10 protein-coding genes and 1 pseudogene are annotated in these 15,179 nt (G+C 63.3%); 6 read left to right on the plus strand and 5 right to left on the minus strand.

The genetic code is table 11. The features are described from left to right. Positions 1-7: 7 nt before the first annotated feature. Together RN629_RS11850 and RN629_RS11855 are read left to right on the plus strand one after the other, a co-directional pair. Complete coding sequence (locus RN629_RS11850; protein WP_407035405.1) at positions 8-1,735, plus strand: phosphodiester glycosidase family protein; 1,728 nt, start codon at positions 8-10, stop codon at positions 1,733-1,735. A gap of 141 nt (positions 1,736-1,876) precedes the next feature. Then, entirely contained in the window at positions 1,877-2,062 is a 186-nt protein-coding gene (locus RN629_RS11855; RefSeq protein WP_407035406.1) for a type 1 glutamine amidotransferase family protein, read from the plus strand. A gap of 326 nt (positions 2,063-2,388) precedes the next feature. Here RN629_RS11855 and RN629_RS11860 read toward each other — a convergent pair. After that, positions 2,389-3,479: pseudogene (locus tag RN629_RS11860) on the minus strand (IS5 family transposase). A 480-nt stretch (positions 3,480-3,959) separates the two neighbouring features. Between RN629_RS11860 and RN629_RS11865 the strand changes: the two are divergent. Both RN629_RS11865 and RN629_RS11870 read left to right on the plus strand, forming a co-directional pair. Further along, on the plus strand, positions 3,960-5,708 hold the full coding sequence (locus RN629_RS11865) for an ABC transporter permease (protein WP_407035407.1): 1,749 nt from the start codon (positions 3,960-3,962) through the stop codon (positions 5,706-5,708). Positions 5,709-5,721: 13 nt separating this feature from the next. Beyond that, the gene (locus RN629_RS11870) at positions 5,722-7,029 is read left to right on the plus strand and encodes an ABC transporter ATP-binding protein (RefSeq protein WP_407035408.1); all 1,308 of its coding nucleotides are present in this window, start codon (positions 5,722-5,724) and stop codon (positions 7,027-7,029) included. Positions 7,030-7,311: 282 nt separating this feature from the next. Here the strand turns inward: RN629_RS11870 and RN629_RS11875 are convergent, their stop codons facing one another. Next, on the minus strand, positions 7,312-7,488 hold the full coding sequence (locus RN629_RS11875) for a YegP family protein (RefSeq protein WP_407035409.1): 177 nt from the start codon (positions 7,486-7,488) through the stop codon (positions 7,312-7,314). Between the two features lie 28 nt (positions 7,489-7,516). Between RN629_RS11875 and RN629_RS11880 the strand changes: the two genes are divergently transcribed. Beyond that, complete coding sequence (locus RN629_RS11880; RefSeq protein ID WP_407035410.1) at positions 7,517-7,675, plus strand: hypothetical protein; 159 nt, start codon at positions 7,517-7,519, stop codon at positions 7,673-7,675. Positions 7,676-7,877: 202 nt separating this feature from the next. Continuing rightward, positions 7,878-8,777 (plus strand): DMT family transporter, encoded by a 900-nt coding sequence (locus RN629_RS11885; protein WP_407035411.1) that lies wholly within the window; start codon positions 7,878-7,880, stop codon positions 8,775-8,777. Between the two features lie 2,224 nt (positions 8,778-11,001). Here the strand turns inward: RN629_RS11885 and RN629_RS11890 are convergent. The 3 genes from RN629_RS11890 to RN629_RS11900 all read right to left on the minus strand — a co-directional run bounded on the left by RN629_RS11890 (position 11,002) and on the right by RN629_RS11900 (position 14,787). Then, entirely contained in the window at positions 11,002-12,240 is a 1,239-nt protein-coding gene (locus RN629_RS11890) for a replication initiator protein A (RefSeq protein WP_407035412.1), read from the minus strand. A 244-nt stretch (positions 12,241-12,484) separates the two neighbouring features. Further along, positions 12,485-13,528 (minus strand): ParB/RepB/Spo0J family partition protein, encoded by a 1,044-nt coding sequence (locus RN629_RS11895; RefSeq protein WP_407035413.1) that lies wholly within the window; start codon positions 13,526-13,528, stop codon positions 12,485-12,487. Between the two features lie 110 nt (positions 13,529-13,638). Continuing rightward, positions 13,639-14,787, minus strand: a complete 1,149-nt coding sequence (locus RN629_RS11900; protein ID WP_407035433.1) for an AAA family ATPase — start codon at positions 14,785-14,787, stop codon at positions 13,639-13,641. Positions 14,788-15,179: the final 392 nt, after the last annotated feature.

The raw sequence follows: 15,179 nt of genomic DNA on the forward strand, positions 1-15,179 counted from the left end.
GTTTTCTATGCGTAGAGTTCCTTTATTCCAATCCATGGCAATTTTTCTTTTAGTGGCAAACAATCTTTATCCTGTCGTTCCTGCATCAGGAAGAGAGCGCATAGCCAACAGGCCGCCAGGCGCATTGGAAAGACCCCTCCCAGAGGGGCAATCGCCACCCAACGCAGATGACAAGGCTCTGCCCCCACAAAGCTACAAGTTGAGAGGGAGGTCTGAGACAAAATTGAGTGATGGACGAACGCAAATATGTAGTGCCGAACAGGAATCATATTCCTTCGATCGCTGGCAGTGGGCCACATTCCAACTTTGCGTTACGGATTCGAATTCAAACGATGTTGCCGTCACCCTGAGATTAAATAGAATCATGTATTTCTGGGGTTTGGCTTGGTATACAAATAAAAATAGAGACGTTATTTGCGACTGTTTAATTACTGACAGTATTGCCAACAGAGAACGCAACAAAACCTTTAACCAGACAATGCGAGGGACATCTGTTGCATTCCCTGTAATAATGACATCAAATCTTAATGGCAATCATGAATATCGCACTCCAAACAGGCCAGTAAATTCATCATCTAATTCCGTGATCCGCGGGATGTATTGGCACAATTATCCAGCTAGTAATATTCCAGTCCCGAGAATGATGACGGGATTATTTAAAGGACTTGATTATACAACATCTAGGATTCTACGAGATAATTTCTTATCTGGGCAAGGTAATAGAATTTATTATTTTGGCCCTACGCATCCAATACCAATTCAGGAAGGCGGTTTCACCTACTCCGCAGGCATGGATGGAGTGTTAATATCAATCCCCAATGCGACAAGCGGCTCCCAGGGAGAGAGGCCATATCCTTACGTCTTGGGAGACAATCACCAAGGACCCTCGTCGCGTTGTGAAATGCTTGGAACACAAACTCAAGTCGACAGCGTACCACAGGAAGCAGAATTATATACTCCGTCAATCGCATGGGGTAGATTGGGAACGCCTGATTTCGCGATAAATACGAACTATTTTGACACCAGACAGCAAACTGCTGGGTCTTGGCAAGACACTAATTGCTCTGTACCCCTAGGGATTTATTATGATAACAATAGTGGCGGCCCTACTGCCGGAACCCATAATGGTTACATGGGTTCTAAATTTCTTGCTGGACCTCCTTTTTACATCATGAGCAATGGATTACGAGTACCACTTGATACATATTTTTGGCAGTTTTCGAGTAATGGTGCCTCCCCTTCTGCTAGTAATTTGTCCATCATCTTGGGAAATAATACAACTGCTAGCGCTGCCCTGAATGAAGCGCAACGACTTGACGCAAGCAATACAAGCTTCGTAGCTTTCTCTGGAACCTCGTTAATACCTCAGCATATCGGGTCTTCTGCTGGCCCCGATGAGGAAAATAAAGATACGTCTCGTATTGGTATCGGTTATCGCGGAACGGATGATAGGATTTTCATCATAAGGGCCGGCCCTTATCGCATGGGTATCGATCGTCGGCAGCTTGCTGGCATATTTAGATCTTTGAACGTTACACAGGCGTTTGAAATTGATGGTGGAGGGTCGGCCGCAGTCGTTATCAGAGAAGGTGTCGGAACTTGGGGTGGTGCTTCACCCCAGCCTACATCATGTCCCAATACCGGCGCTTGGTGTTCCCCCATCACACAACCGGACGGTAGATCACGACCAGTTCCAGGATGGCTAGGAATCCATTTGAAGCCAATTGGCCGATAATCTGTTTACAATTATGAAAGGCGTAATGGCAAAATTGTCATCCGCCTTTCATTCACTTGGATGGATCGAAGAACTCATTAGTTTCGAGCGTCACCGAATTTTGTCCACCGGATTACCGCTTTCCCTGATGCGGTGGACCGGATGATCCCCGAAATCGGCTATATGCCCAGTGATCTGACTTGGTCGTTCGGCGAGAAGCTTAAGGCGTTGGGCGTGACGCTCGCCAATAGCGAGCCCGACGCATCGACCCATCAGCACCGCAAGCTCCTCATCGGGGCCAGCCCCGCCGCCGCCAATAATCTGGGAAAGCTCGCCGCCCGGACATAGCTGGCGGCGGCGACCACCCGCTGAAACCCGATCGCCACCGTTCGGCCTGTTTGTCCCCGACCGGAGGGTAGAAGCAGGCCGAATGGCGGAAAGCCCCAATCCCAGTGACGCGCCCGCCGCAGCGGCCCCAACCCCCACCCGCCGTCCCCCACCCCTTCCGGGCCAACGCGATGGCCGGGATTTCGTCGCCTGGACACCTCGAAGAACCGTTCGAATTTGGCGTGACGGGATAGGGGTGGTGATAACGGGCGCAATGGATCGGGCCGACGGCCTGTTTTCGGGGTGACTTTACAGCCTTTCCAGGGGGTTTCCTCGCGGTTTCAGGATCAGGCGGGCGCGGTTCTCCCTTCGTGCCATACGAGGCGTTTGAAGTTGTAGGCCAGGTTTGCCATGCCGATTTTCATCCTGGCACGCTCAATGCCGACAGTGCGGACAAACAGGGCCATCCGCGATTTCTGCACGGCAAAGACATTCTCGACCGCTGAGCGGACCTTCGAGCGGGCGGCGTTGGCACGCTGGTGCCGACGGTTCATCGGCTTGCTCTTGGGTTTGCGGAAATGGATCATCGATTTGAGCCTGGCGCGGCGGATCGCGGCCTCGTTCTTCGCCGAACGATAGGCGGTATCGGCCCGACCGACCGGGCGATGTCTTCCGAGTCGAGCACGTCTGCGAATGCGCCGCTGTCGTGCCGGGCCGCGTGGATCACCGCCCACTTGCGGCTGAACCCGAAGGTGCGGTCGATCCCGGCATGGTTTTTGTACCCGAACATCGGCACCATGATCTGCGCCGGAGCCGGCACGCGCGGCTCGCCGGCCTCGCTCCGTTTCAGGCTCCCGCGCTTCATCGTCCAGCGCGTATCAATGCCTTTCTGTGCCGCCTTGGCGGGTTTATCAAGCCAGATCTCGTCCGCCGCCTTGCCCTCCTTGATCAGGGCCTTTGCCTCGTCGGTCAGGTGCTGGCGCGGCGCGGCAATCACCGTCGCATCGATGATCTGACCGCCTTGCGCCAGGTAGCCACCAGCCTTCAGTCGCGCATCGAACCGCGCGAACAACTTCTCGATCGCCCCAGCTTGTGCCAGGTGCTCGCGGAATAACCAGATCGTCTTGGCGTCGGGGCTCGGCACATTGGGCGTGAGGCCCAGGAACCGCAGAAACGAGAGCCGGTCCCTGATCTGGAACTCCGCCTGATCGTCCGACAAATTGTACAGAGCCTGAAGCACCAGGACCTTGAACATCATAACGGGATCATAGGGCGGCCTGCCGCCCTATGCCCCTTCCGAGTGCTTCAGCGCCTTCTCCAGGCGGTAGCGGAACGGCGCGAAGTCGACCACCTCGGCCAATGTCACCAGCGGATCGCCGCCATTGGTCAACCGGGCGTGATGTTCCTCATAATCCCAAAACCCTGCCTGCCGCGCCAGCACCGCCTCCGCTCATCGCGAAAGCAAGTGAATCACGATGCTGAGTTAATCGCCAGAGGTCGTTCGAGGCATCCGCCTTTATGAAAAACACGACATTTTTGCATCGGAATCGCCGCATCCGGCCATATCGGCCTTGAGCAATTATGGCAGGCGTGTATCGGGCGGATATCGGTCGTCGATGCGGCCGGTCCCTGCAAACAGGAATCCAATGCCCCGATCTATCCCCCCAGCCGGCGACGGAGACAGTAGAAGCTTCGGCTTCCCTGTATCCGATCGTCATGCCCGGGTCCGATCGAGCCGTGATCGGCAGCGTCATCGCTGACCTGTAACGGCTTTGTCGGGCTCGATCACGAACCCGATGGAGCCCTTCCATGGTCCTGCCGTTCCCCCACGCCCTTGCGCGCGGCACCGTTTCCTCCCCGCACGGCGCGATCCCCGCGTCCCGCGTCGCCCCATGCCCCGGCCGTGGAGCGCTCTGAGATGCAGCGCACCGGTTTCCTGGGCTTTTCGCCGCGCCGCCTCAACGTCCGCATGGGCTGGCCCGACCTTGCGCTGTTCGCGATCCTGATCGCCGCGGGTGCCGGGGTGGCCAATGGCGTGCACGACGCGGTCGAGCCGCTGGCCCGCCTGCGCGTCGAGCCGATCACGCTCGACTGGGCCGCCCTGCCCCATTACGCGCTGCTCACCACGCTGCGGCTGTTCGCGGCGCTGGCCGCGTCCTTCGTCTTCACCATCGTCGCGGCGACCGCGGCGGCCAAGAGCCGTCGGGCCGAGCTGGTCATCATCCCCGCGCTCGACATCCTGCAATCGGTGCCGGTGCTGGGCTTCATGACCTTCACCGTCACCGCCTTCATGGGGCTGTTCCCGGGCAGCCGGATGGGCGTCGAATGCGCCGCGATCTTCGCCATCTTCACCAGCCAGGCGTGGAACATGGCGTTCAGCCTGTACCAGTCGCTGCGCCAGGTGCCCGACGACCTGAACGAGGTGGCCGAAGGGTTCGGCCTGTCGCCGCTGCGCAAGCTGCTGCGCGTCGAGCTGCCCTTCGCCGCGCCGGGGCTGGTGTGGAACGCGATGATGTCGATGTCGGGCGGCTGGTTCTTCGTCGTCGCGTCCGAGGCGATCAGCGTGGGCCACACCCAGATCATGCTGCCCGGCATCGGATCGTGGCTGGCGCTGGCGATCGCGCGCAGCGACCTGCAGGCGGTCGCCGGCGCGGTCGCGGCGATGGCGGTGGTCATCCTGCTCTACGACCAGCTGGTGTTCCGGCCGGTGATCGCCTGGGCCGACCGTTTCCGCGTCGAACAGACCGCCAGCGCCAATCCGCCGCAGTCCTGGGTCTATGACCTGTTCCGGCGTGCGCGCCTCCTCCCCTCGCTGACCGCGCCGTTTCGCGCGGCGGCCGCGCTCATCTATGTCGTCGAGCCCAGGGCCCGGCCGATGGAGCAGCAGCGGCGGTTCGCCGCGCGGCGGCCCGATGCGGCGCGGACCCTGGGCCTGCGCCTGTGGACCGGGATGATCGTCATCGCCGCGCTGGCGGCCACGGTCTATGCGGTGCGCTTCCTGCAAACGACGCTGAGCTGGACCGATGCCGGGCGGGCGCTGCACTACGGCGTGCTGACGCTGGTGCGGGTGATCGTGCTGATCGCCGTCGCCAGCCTGTTCTGGGTGCCGATCGGCGTGTGGATCGGCCTGCGCCCGGTCTGGACCGCGCGGGTGCAGCCGGTGGCGCAGTTCCTGGCCGCCTTTCCCGCCAATGTGCTGTTCCCCATCGCGGTGGTGGCGATCGTGCATTTCCACGCCGATCCCGACCTGTGGCTGTCGCCGCTGATGGTGCTGGGCACCCAGTGGTACATCCTGTTCAACGTCATCGCCGGGGCCAGCGCGATCCCCAACGACCTGATCGAGGCGAACCGCATGTTCGGCGTGCGCGGCTGGCAATGGTGGCGACGCCTGATCCTGCCGGGCATCTTCCCCTATTATGTCACCGGCGCGCTGACCGCGTCGGGGGGATCGTGGAACGCCAGCATCGTCGCCGAGGCGGTGTCCTGGGGCTCCACCCATCTGCGCGCGGCGGGGCTGGGCAGTTATATCGCCGATGCCACCGCCTCGGGCGACAGCGCGCGCGTCCTGCTGGGCATCATGGTGATGTCGATGTTCGTCATCGCCATCAACCGCCTGCTTTTCCGCCCGCTCTACCGACTCTCCGAGCGCCGTCTGCGCCTGTCCTGAGGGAGACACGATCATGTCCCGCACCCCGCACCATATTGCCGCCCCCCACCCCGTCCTCTCCGTCGAGCGGCTGAGCCACAGCTATGGCAATGCCGAGGGCGGCGCGCCCATCCTGGACAATGTCGAACTCGTCGTGAACGAGGGCGAGGTCGTCGGCCTGCTCGGCCGCTCGGGCTCGGGCAAGTCGACCCTGCTGCGCTCGATCGCCGGGCTGGTGACGCCCAGCGAGGGCGAATTGCGCTTCATCCCCGATGCCGCGGGCAACCCGCGATCGGTCGCGATGGTGTTCCAGTCCTTTGCCCTGATGCCCTGGCTGACCGTGCAGCAGAATGTCGAGCTGGGGCTGGAGGCGCAGCGCGTGCCGGTCGAGGAACGGCGGCGTCGCGCACTCGCCGCGATCGACCTGATCGGGCTCGACGGGTTCGAGAACGCCTTCCCCAAGGAATTGTCGGGCGGGATGCGCCAGCGCGTCGGGCTGGCCCGCGCGCTGGTCGTCGAGCCGTCGCTGCTGCTGATGGACGAGCCCTTCTCCGCGCTCGACGTGCTGACCGCCGAGACGCTGCGCTCCGACCTGATCGACCTGTGGGGCGACGGCAAGCTGGGCATCTCCTCGATCCTGATCGTCACGCATAATATCGAGGAGGCGGTGCTGATGTGCGACCGCATCCTGGTGCTGTCGTCCAATCCGGGCCGGATCGCGGCCGAGTTCCGCGTCGACCTGGCCCAGCCGCGCGACCGGCTCGACCCGCGCTTCCGCGAGCTGGTCGAGCAGATCTATGCCCGCATGACGCAGCGCGCCGCGCCGACCGCCGCGGCGCTGCCGACGCACGACCTGGCCCGGCCGCTGCCGCCGGTGTCGATCAACAGCCTGGCCGGCCTGATCGAAGAGGTCGAGGCCGCGCCCTTTTCGGGCCGCGCGCCGCTGTCCGAACTGGCCGACACGCTGCAACTGGAGATCGACGACCTGTTCCCGATCGTCGAGAGCCTGCAACTGCTCCAGTTCCTCGACGTCGATGACGGCAATGCGGTGCTGACGCCGCGCGGCGCGGCCTTCGCGCAGGAGGATGTCGACCAGCGCAAGGCCAATTTCCGCCGCACGTTGGAGCTGCACGTACCGCTGGCGCGGCATATCCGCACCGTGCTGGACGAACGATCGACGCACCAGGCCCCCGCCCGCCGCTTCCGCGACGAGTTGGAGGACCATATGTCCCCCGACTTCGCCGACACCACGCTGCGCGCCGTCACCGAATGGGGCCGCTATGCCGAATTGTTCGCGTTCGACGATGACGAGGACCGGTTCAGCCTGGACGATCCCGCATAATCGACGACTGGGGGGAGGAAGCCCCCCTCCCCCAGTCTGAGTCCATGCCGATACGGAAGGACCGCGGAAGGGCGCCCGACAGGGACAAAGGCCCCTGCCCCGTTGCTCATGAGCTGGAGGATGCGCCGATCCCGCACAACCCTCGCGCGAGCCTTTGCCAGGCGGTCGCGCAGATCTATCCCACCGGCACGGCTGGGACGCCGTTCGCCCGCTGGCGACCTTCGAGAGAAGACATGACGACGGGCCGGAGCAAGCCCCGGCCCGTCAGAATCGCCGGATCGGTCAGCTATTGTCTTCGACGGGTGCGTCCGGTCCATTTTTCTTGATCGATTCGACGGCTTTCTGCGCCGACGCCTTGGACTTGTAGCCCTCGGTCGAGAACATGATCTCGTTGTTATATTTGAACCGGACCCGGAACTCGCCCGCCTTGTCCTTGTAGATCTCGAACAGGTGCGCCATTCAAACCTCCAACATGCGGATTGCAGTGATGCTATCGGCAAGCCCGCTTCCCGCCAACGGCATGGTCGTGCCCGAACGACGCTGCAACTCGACCTCGACCGAAGCGGGTGCATTGCCGGGACGATGGCGAGACTATCGGGTCGAGGCCGGATCGATCAAGAGCCGGCGACCGCCCTGTCCGCTGTGATCCAGGGGGACCTTAGGTCTGGGTAGGCTTACGGGTGGAATGCCGCCCAGAGCCCGTTCCCAGGCCTTTTACGGGGCATCGCGGAACAGAGCGCTCCGGTTCGCGGCAAGTCCGGCCCGGGGATCGGCTGGCCCGTCGGCGGGGGACGCGCCGTGCGGCGATTGGCCTTTGGCATGGTGACCGATCCCGATAGAGGGAGGGCATGCGTCGTCTAGCCTTTCTTTCGCTCGCCACGGCCGGCCTGTGCTGGGGCCTGGGTTTCCCGCTCGGCAAGCTGGCCCTGCGCGAGGTTCTGCCCGCCCATATGGTCCTGCTGCGCTTCGTCGTGGCCTCCCTCGCCTCGCTCCCCTTTGCGCTGGGCAGCGCGGAGGCGCGCGCGCTGTTCCTCTCCCCGGCCGTCCTGTGGGCCGGGGTCTTCTATGGCATCGGCTTCCTCATCCAGTTCGAGGGGCTGGCGGGGGTCACGGTGACGCTGGCCGCGCTGCTCGTCGGGGCGATGCCCGCGCTGGTCGCGATCGCGGCGCATCTGACCGGGGAAAAGGTCACGCGCACGTCATGGATCGGGGTGGCCGCCGCCACCGCCGGGGCCGCGCTGATCGCCGGCAAGCCCGGTGGCGCGGGAACGGCGATGGGGATCGCGCTGTCGCTTCTGTCGCTGCTCGTCTTCCTCGCCTGGCTGATGGTATCGCGGCGCGCGCCGGAGACCCGGTCCGCGCTGGCGGTTCCAGCGGTGATGATGATCGTCGCGGGCCTGACCGTAGCGCCGCTCGCGATCGGTCTGCACGGCCTCCCTCCCCTCCGCCTCAGCGCGATCGCCTGGTCCGGGATCATCGGCCAGGGCCTGTTGGCGACCTTCGCCGCCACTGCGGCATGGCAATATGGCGCGGCACGGGTCGACAGCGCCAGCGCGGGGGTCTTCATCAATATCGAACCGCTGTTCGGCGCGCTGATCGGCATCACCCTGTTCCATGATCCCGTGGGCCTGCCGATGCTGATCGGCGGGCTGGCGATCGTGATCGGCAGCATCGTCGTGGTACGGGGGGAACGCCCCGCAGCACCGGCCAAGGCGGCGAGTGCGGCGCAAGGGCGTTCGCTCGACTGACGGGCGATATCCATCCTTGCTGCGCGATCAGGGTGCGCGGGACCAGGATCGGTCCGTCTCATGGCTGTTGATCCGGGGTTTAACGGGATTATTTGTCCTCGACCGGGGGCATGCTCCATTCGCGCCCCCCTTCCCTGCTATCGGGTGGCCGTGGCGTCCCATTGGCACCCAATCGTGCAGACTCCCGCTTCCCAGATGGTTAAATATTAGAATATACTAATGTTATCAAGAGGTTGGTGGAAATCCGTGTTCGGGTGGCCCTGCTTTGGCCGCTGATCCAGGTATCGGCCCTGCCAAAAGCAAAATCGCCAGCATGCTGGGCATGATGGCCATCCCCCTGCCCTCCTGTTGTCGTGGCGGCTGGAATATCGTGACCGGCTCGCCCAACGTTTCCCATGCACGGAGGAATGTGGCGGTCTGGCAGGTCATCGCGCCAAGACTGGTTCGTCCGTCATTCGCCCTTGATGAGCGACCGGCTCGGCAGACCATCCTCCAAGCGATGCATCCCGTAGTGGGCGTGTTGCTTGGCCTGTTGTCGGTATCGTTGACGCACTCGTGCCGGCGGTCTTTCTGCCAGGCCGTATCACGGCGTCGTGACGTTTGTCGCCGCCCCCTCCCTGGCATTCCCGAGTTCATGCGATGAGGGCTCGGTGAGAGCAGGTTGTAGTCAGCCATTGGTCGCAGATGGAGGTGGGCTGATGGCGCAGGTCAGGTGGATGATAGCGAAGGCGATGCTCTCCACAGGCGTGAGCTGTCTATTCCTCAGGCCGCTGAGCATGGTGCGTAAGGATCGGAGTTGGAATCCGGCATTCCTCCATCTCTTCAGAATCAAGAAAGAATCTCGAAGCGGTTAGAGGGTTATAGGAAGAGTTAAAGGGTTAAGCGGTGCGGATAGCATCTCAAAGCCCGGTTTTCCCGTGATTCGCATGGAATGGGCCGTTCCTGATATATCGAGCATGCGTTCCCGAAGTGACGTGCCCCCCGTTCCTGATATATCGGATGGGTGTTCCTGATATATCGAAAGCCCCGATCCGGGTGGTTTTTGACCACTATGATTGAATCACTTTGGGCGGTGCTTTCGCTGGAGATGTTCAAATTGCCGCGCGGAACCGCGCTGCGCACCGGACAGGCTGTCGCCCTCATCGTGAGAACCGATACTTCAGGAACGCTTTGTCGAGCCCCCTCCCCTTCCCTGCTTTTTTGCCTGATAGCGGGTGGTGGACGCCAAGTGCTGTGGTCCTTCCCGATCGCGCGGGACGAGTGGGGCCCGGCCCCACCTTGGCGACAAATCGAGCCTGGCGCGAGGATGGCTTGTCAAGCGCGACGGAGGCGCACCTGCGGGGGCATCGCGTGGACGATGCTTTTGCGCGATGAGGTGTCGGATCGCTCCCTGTTGCCCACGGCCATAGGAACAGGAATGCGTTGAGCCTGGCGGCAGGACTATGCACCGCCTTCGCTTCGGCTGGTGGCTCCGTGGTGGCTGTCGCCGCGCCTGCCCTGGATCATGCAGCGGAGCTGCGGCGGATGGGTTTCTCCCCGCCGAAAGACTTGCTCCATCCGTAGCGATCATCGATCGGATGACGCAGCGGGACCGATGGCTGGGAACGGCGATCAACTGCCGATGCGCGGCTCCACCGAGCTCTAAATCCGGGTCGAGGAAGTTGGGGTTCTCGCGCGAGGCCCGGGCGGGATTTCGCGACGGCGTGATTGTGGTGAGAACGACCCGTGTGATTAAGGACAGGCAGGTAGCGGGGCGATGCAAGCATGGGTCCTTTCGCAGGGAGCCAAAGGAACAAGCGCGGCGCTAATCGACCAATTGTAAAGGAGCGGGGTGGGGCGCGATCGCCGCGAGCATTTTCGATGCCTGGCTGATCAGCGCGAAATGTGCGGTCGAAATGACCGGGGCTGGCGCGCACATCGGTGGGGCTGGGGGGCCGCGCGCAGCCTCATGATCGATGCGAACTTGCGGGATCTGCGTATCGCGTCAGGGAAGGGGCCTCGCTTCACTGGATGGTGCCGACGATCGGGGCAAGCCATCGCTTGGGCAGCACCCCATGCCGTTATTGCGATGGAGGACGTGGAGTCTTCGCCTTTGGGGGAGGGGGCTGGATTTCAGGCGGGCTGGCGGCTGCCGCGCTCGGCCGTAAGCTCCAAGGTCCATCCGCTGGCTTGAACGGATGTAACCCGGATGGGGAGGGGTGTGGCTTTCGCACGCACCCCGATCCTATCGCAGCAGATGCCGGTTCTTCGCATCGAAGCGGCGGACATAACCGATAAAGGCATTCTGATAGCTGACCGGCGTGCGGCTCGGATCGCCTTCGACCCAGGCGCGAAATTCGGCGTGAAGCGTCTGGTAATCCCAGCCCGGACATTCGGCGCGCAGCAATGCCAGGGTCGCGTCGGTGATCTCGCCAAAGGTCGCGCGGGTCGACAGGCTCTTGACGCTGCGCCGGATCAGCGAACCGGCGTCGAGCGCGGGCTCCTGTGCGGTTGGCGCGGGGGAAGGCGAGGGGGCCGAGGTCTTGCCCGATGCGCGTTGGGCGGGCGCTTTGACCGGTACGGGGGCGGGTGCGATGACCGGGGCGATAGCGGGGGAGGGGGCGACAACGGGGGAGGGGGCTCTGGCGTCGAGTCGGCGTCGCATCCTCAGGCTGGGCTCGCGCTTGCCCTCGGCCTGTTCGAGCGAGAGCGCGAAGCCGGGCAATTCGTTGCGTTCGGCGATCTTGGCGATCTCGAACTTGAAGCGGCGATACTGGCCCTCCGCGCCGGATTTCTCGAACAGCGTCGGCATCGAGATCGCAAAACCCGTCTCGCCCGCGCCGCCCGCATGTTTGCGCGCGACCTTGTATAGCCAGCGCTCGCGGCCGCCCGAAATGTCGAAATAGGCGCGGTCGATCGACAGCACGCCGCCGGTCATCATCACGCCTTCGTAGAACCAGTTGGACAGTTCGATCGTCATGCCGCGCGACCGTTCGGTCTTTTCATCGACCAATTGGGTCCAGCCGTCGAGCCAGCTGAAGGTCGCTTCGCGGCGATTCTCGGCGCGGATATTGGTCTTGACCGTGGTCGATACCAGCCGGTCGAGCGCCTGCCCCATAAGCTCATAGGCGCGGCCGGTCGGCTGTCGCCCGATCGCGCGCAGCAGGTCATAGGGCATCAGGTGCAGCTTGCGCGGTACGTCGTTGATCCCGCGCCGGGCCATGTCGGCCAGCATCGACGCACAATAGATCAGGATGTCAGCGTCCCAGATCGTCGCCATGCCATAATCGGGATTGCCCGAGACATGGACCCAAAGCTTGCCGTCGGGCGAGCGATAATCGATCGGCTTGATCCGCTTGGTCTTGGCCAGGCTGAAAAAGGGGCGCTCCATCATCTCGCGCTGATCGCGGAGCGGCAGGTCGGCGAGATAGGGGAGGAACAGTTCGAACTGCTCGGTCGGCGTATCCTGGGCGGGTGGGGTCATCGACGATGTCCTGCGGCGTTTCCCCGGGGAAACAGGCCGTGCGATCGCGCCCGTGGGACGGGCGCAAAAGCCCGCCGCGCGGGAGAACCGTGCGAACGGGCGATGAATGGGGCGGGGGATAGGGCAGGGGAGCGGCCAATCCCCCCGCAGGGATCATCCCAGGCAAACAGGCTGTCCGCGCGACGGACGATGCCGCCGTCCCCCAATTCTGACGGCGTGTTTCCCCGGGGAAACAGCCATGCCATCAGCGTTGCAGGCCCCGGCCGGTCCGCTCCAGTTGAAGCAGCGTTTCGCGCAGCGCCTCGACGACATGGTCCAGATCGACGCCGGTGCCGGAGTGGACACGCAGCGTCACCCCCTGCCGGTTGCTCGACTGGACGGTCACGAGCGTTCGCCCCAGATCGGTGACATAGCGATAGGGTTCGTCTGCCTGCCGCTCCCGGTCGGCCTTGGGGGCGTCGAGCAGGCGGCGCAGCACGTCGGCGGCCGGATAAAGGGGCAGATCGGCACCGCGCCGCTCGCGCTGTTCGCGTGCGATTTTTGTCGCCTCGCGCTGGATGGCCGGTGCATCGCCTGCCTGGTCGAGCGCCTGCGCCAGCGCATAGGCTGGCTTGAGCTGCACCTCGGCGGGGGAGGGGAAGGCGGCGATGATGGCGTCCGGGATCGCCGCGACCTTCAGCATCTTGGACAGCCAGCCCTTGGACAGCTTCAACCGTTCCGCCATCCGCGTCTGGTGGTTGCCATAATGGGTCTTCAGCGCGGCCAGGTAATTGCGCGCGCGCTCCAGGTCCGACACGTCGGCGCGCGCCCGGTTCTCCAGATCGGCGAGGCGGAAGGCGGCCTCGTCGTCCAGCTGCACGACCTGCGCCACGAACTGCATGTCGGGATAGCTGTTGGCGCGAAGCCAGCGGATCGACCAGTGGCGGCGGGTGCCCGCGATCACCTCATAATCATGCTCGGGATCGCCCTCGACCCGGCGGACCACGGCGGGCACCTTCTGCCCCCCCTCGGCGATGATCGAGTCGATCAGCTCGCGGCAATTCTCTTCGGTCAGATGCGTATAGCTACGCGCATTGCCCGGCCAGATGCGGACGCGTGCCGGGTCGAGCAGCAATTGCGTGACCTGTCGCACTTCGCCGCTGGCAACGCGGGCCAGCGCCGATTCGCGGCCGAGCAAGGTGGTGTTGCGCGTCCGCTCGGGCGGGGTTTCGCGCACGATGGCGGGGGCCGGGGTCTCCGCCTCCTCGGCCAGAAGGGCTGCGAGATAATCGGACTGTTTACGCGCCATATCGTACCTCCCGCTTGGAACATAAGCGGAACATTGTTGTGTAGGAAAGGGGGAATGGATGCCTGTCGCAAGCCATGGCCCCGATGACGCTCGCCGCGGCGGTCATCTCCTTACGCCGCGGCATGGACGACCGCCTCTTCGCTCGCGGGTTCGACCCGGCCCCAGCTCTGGCGGACCAACTGCTCGACCTGGCGCATCGCCTCGTCCAGATTGGCGCGGCAGCGTTTGTGCGTCTTGGGCGTGCCGATCGGCTTTTCCAGCTCATAGACGGTCATCATCCGCATCGCGGCATGGCTGATCTCCGCCGATTCCAGGATCGGCACGGGCAGCAGCGCGGGGCCGAAGCTCTGTTCCATGATCGCGCGGACCATCGCATGGCTGGGGTCGTTACCGTCGAACTTGGAACAGATCAGGCGGACGAACTGGTAATCCACCTCGATCCCCGCGCCGGTCAGCTGGTGCAGCACCTGGTCCATCATCGACAGGAACTGCACCGTCGAGCAGAAATCGGGCGTGGTCGCGGCCAGCGGCACCAGCAGCGCGTTGGCCGCCTGCATCACCGCCAGGCTGATCGTGCCCAGCGCGGGCGGCGGATCGAGCAGCACGATATCGTAATTGCGCGCAAGGTCGGCCAGCCCGCGCTTCAGCTTGCGGAATCGCGCGGCCAGTACCGACCCGCCATCGCTGCCCGCTGCGGCCAGTTCATATTCCACGTCGAACAGTTCGAGGTTGGACGGGATCAGGTCGACATTGGGCCAGGGCGTCGGCTTGACCGCATAGGCCAGGTCGCTCTGCGTCGGGTCGATCGACAGATAGGGGTAGAGCGTTTCCTCGCGCGTGACGTTGAAATGCGGGTTGAAGCCGAACAGCGTCGTCGTCGTCGCCTGGCTGTCGCAATCGACGACCAGCACGCGGTAGCCCTGGACCGCGAAATAATGCGCCAGATGGGTGGTGACGGTCGACTTGCCGACGCCGCCCTTGAAATTCTGCACGGCGATGACGGCTGGAATGTCGAGCGGCGCACGCACGGGCGAGGCGCCCAGCACCTCGCGCATCCGCAGCATCTCCTCGACCGTATAGCCCAGCCGCCGCCCGGTTTCCGACGCCGGGGCGGGGGGCAGGCGGCCATCCTCCTCGGCCATGCGGATGCGATTGGTCGAACAGCCCAAAAGCTGCGCCGCCTCGGCAATGCCGAATCGGACATGGAGTCCCTTGCGGCTTTCGGGCAGGAACGCCTTGCGCCGAAGACGCTCGATCATCCGCTCCCCCGCCTGCGCCAGATCGCCGATTTGACTCAGCACTGCATGATCTTCGGCCACGCCTTCGCCCCTTGAAGCAATTGTTTTGCGAGGATGGCAGATTTCATTCAATTCGACAAGGATTGTCGCGCGGCGACATATTAGCGGGCGATAAGCGGCGGGTTTCATTCACCATCGGGCAATCTATCCGCGCTAAAGAGCGCGGCGTCCGGCCATCCGGCCGGGCGGACAGCAAGGTTGCCCCGCCTTTCACGCAAGGAAAGACGGGGCGGCTTTGGCATCGCGCGCCGCGCGCCGATCCTCCGTTCCCGATCGTAGAAAATCGCCACTTTCTGGGGACAAAGCCGTTCGCACGCGATAGAGGCCGCGCGGCGGTTGGGGGCCGCGCTAGT

The sequence above is a fragment of the Facivitalis istanbulensis genome, from assembly GCF_040560405.1.
Taxonomy (GTDB): Bacteria; Pseudomonadota; Alphaproteobacteria; order Sphingomonadales; family Sphingomonadaceae; genus Sphingomonas; species Sphingomonas istanbulensis.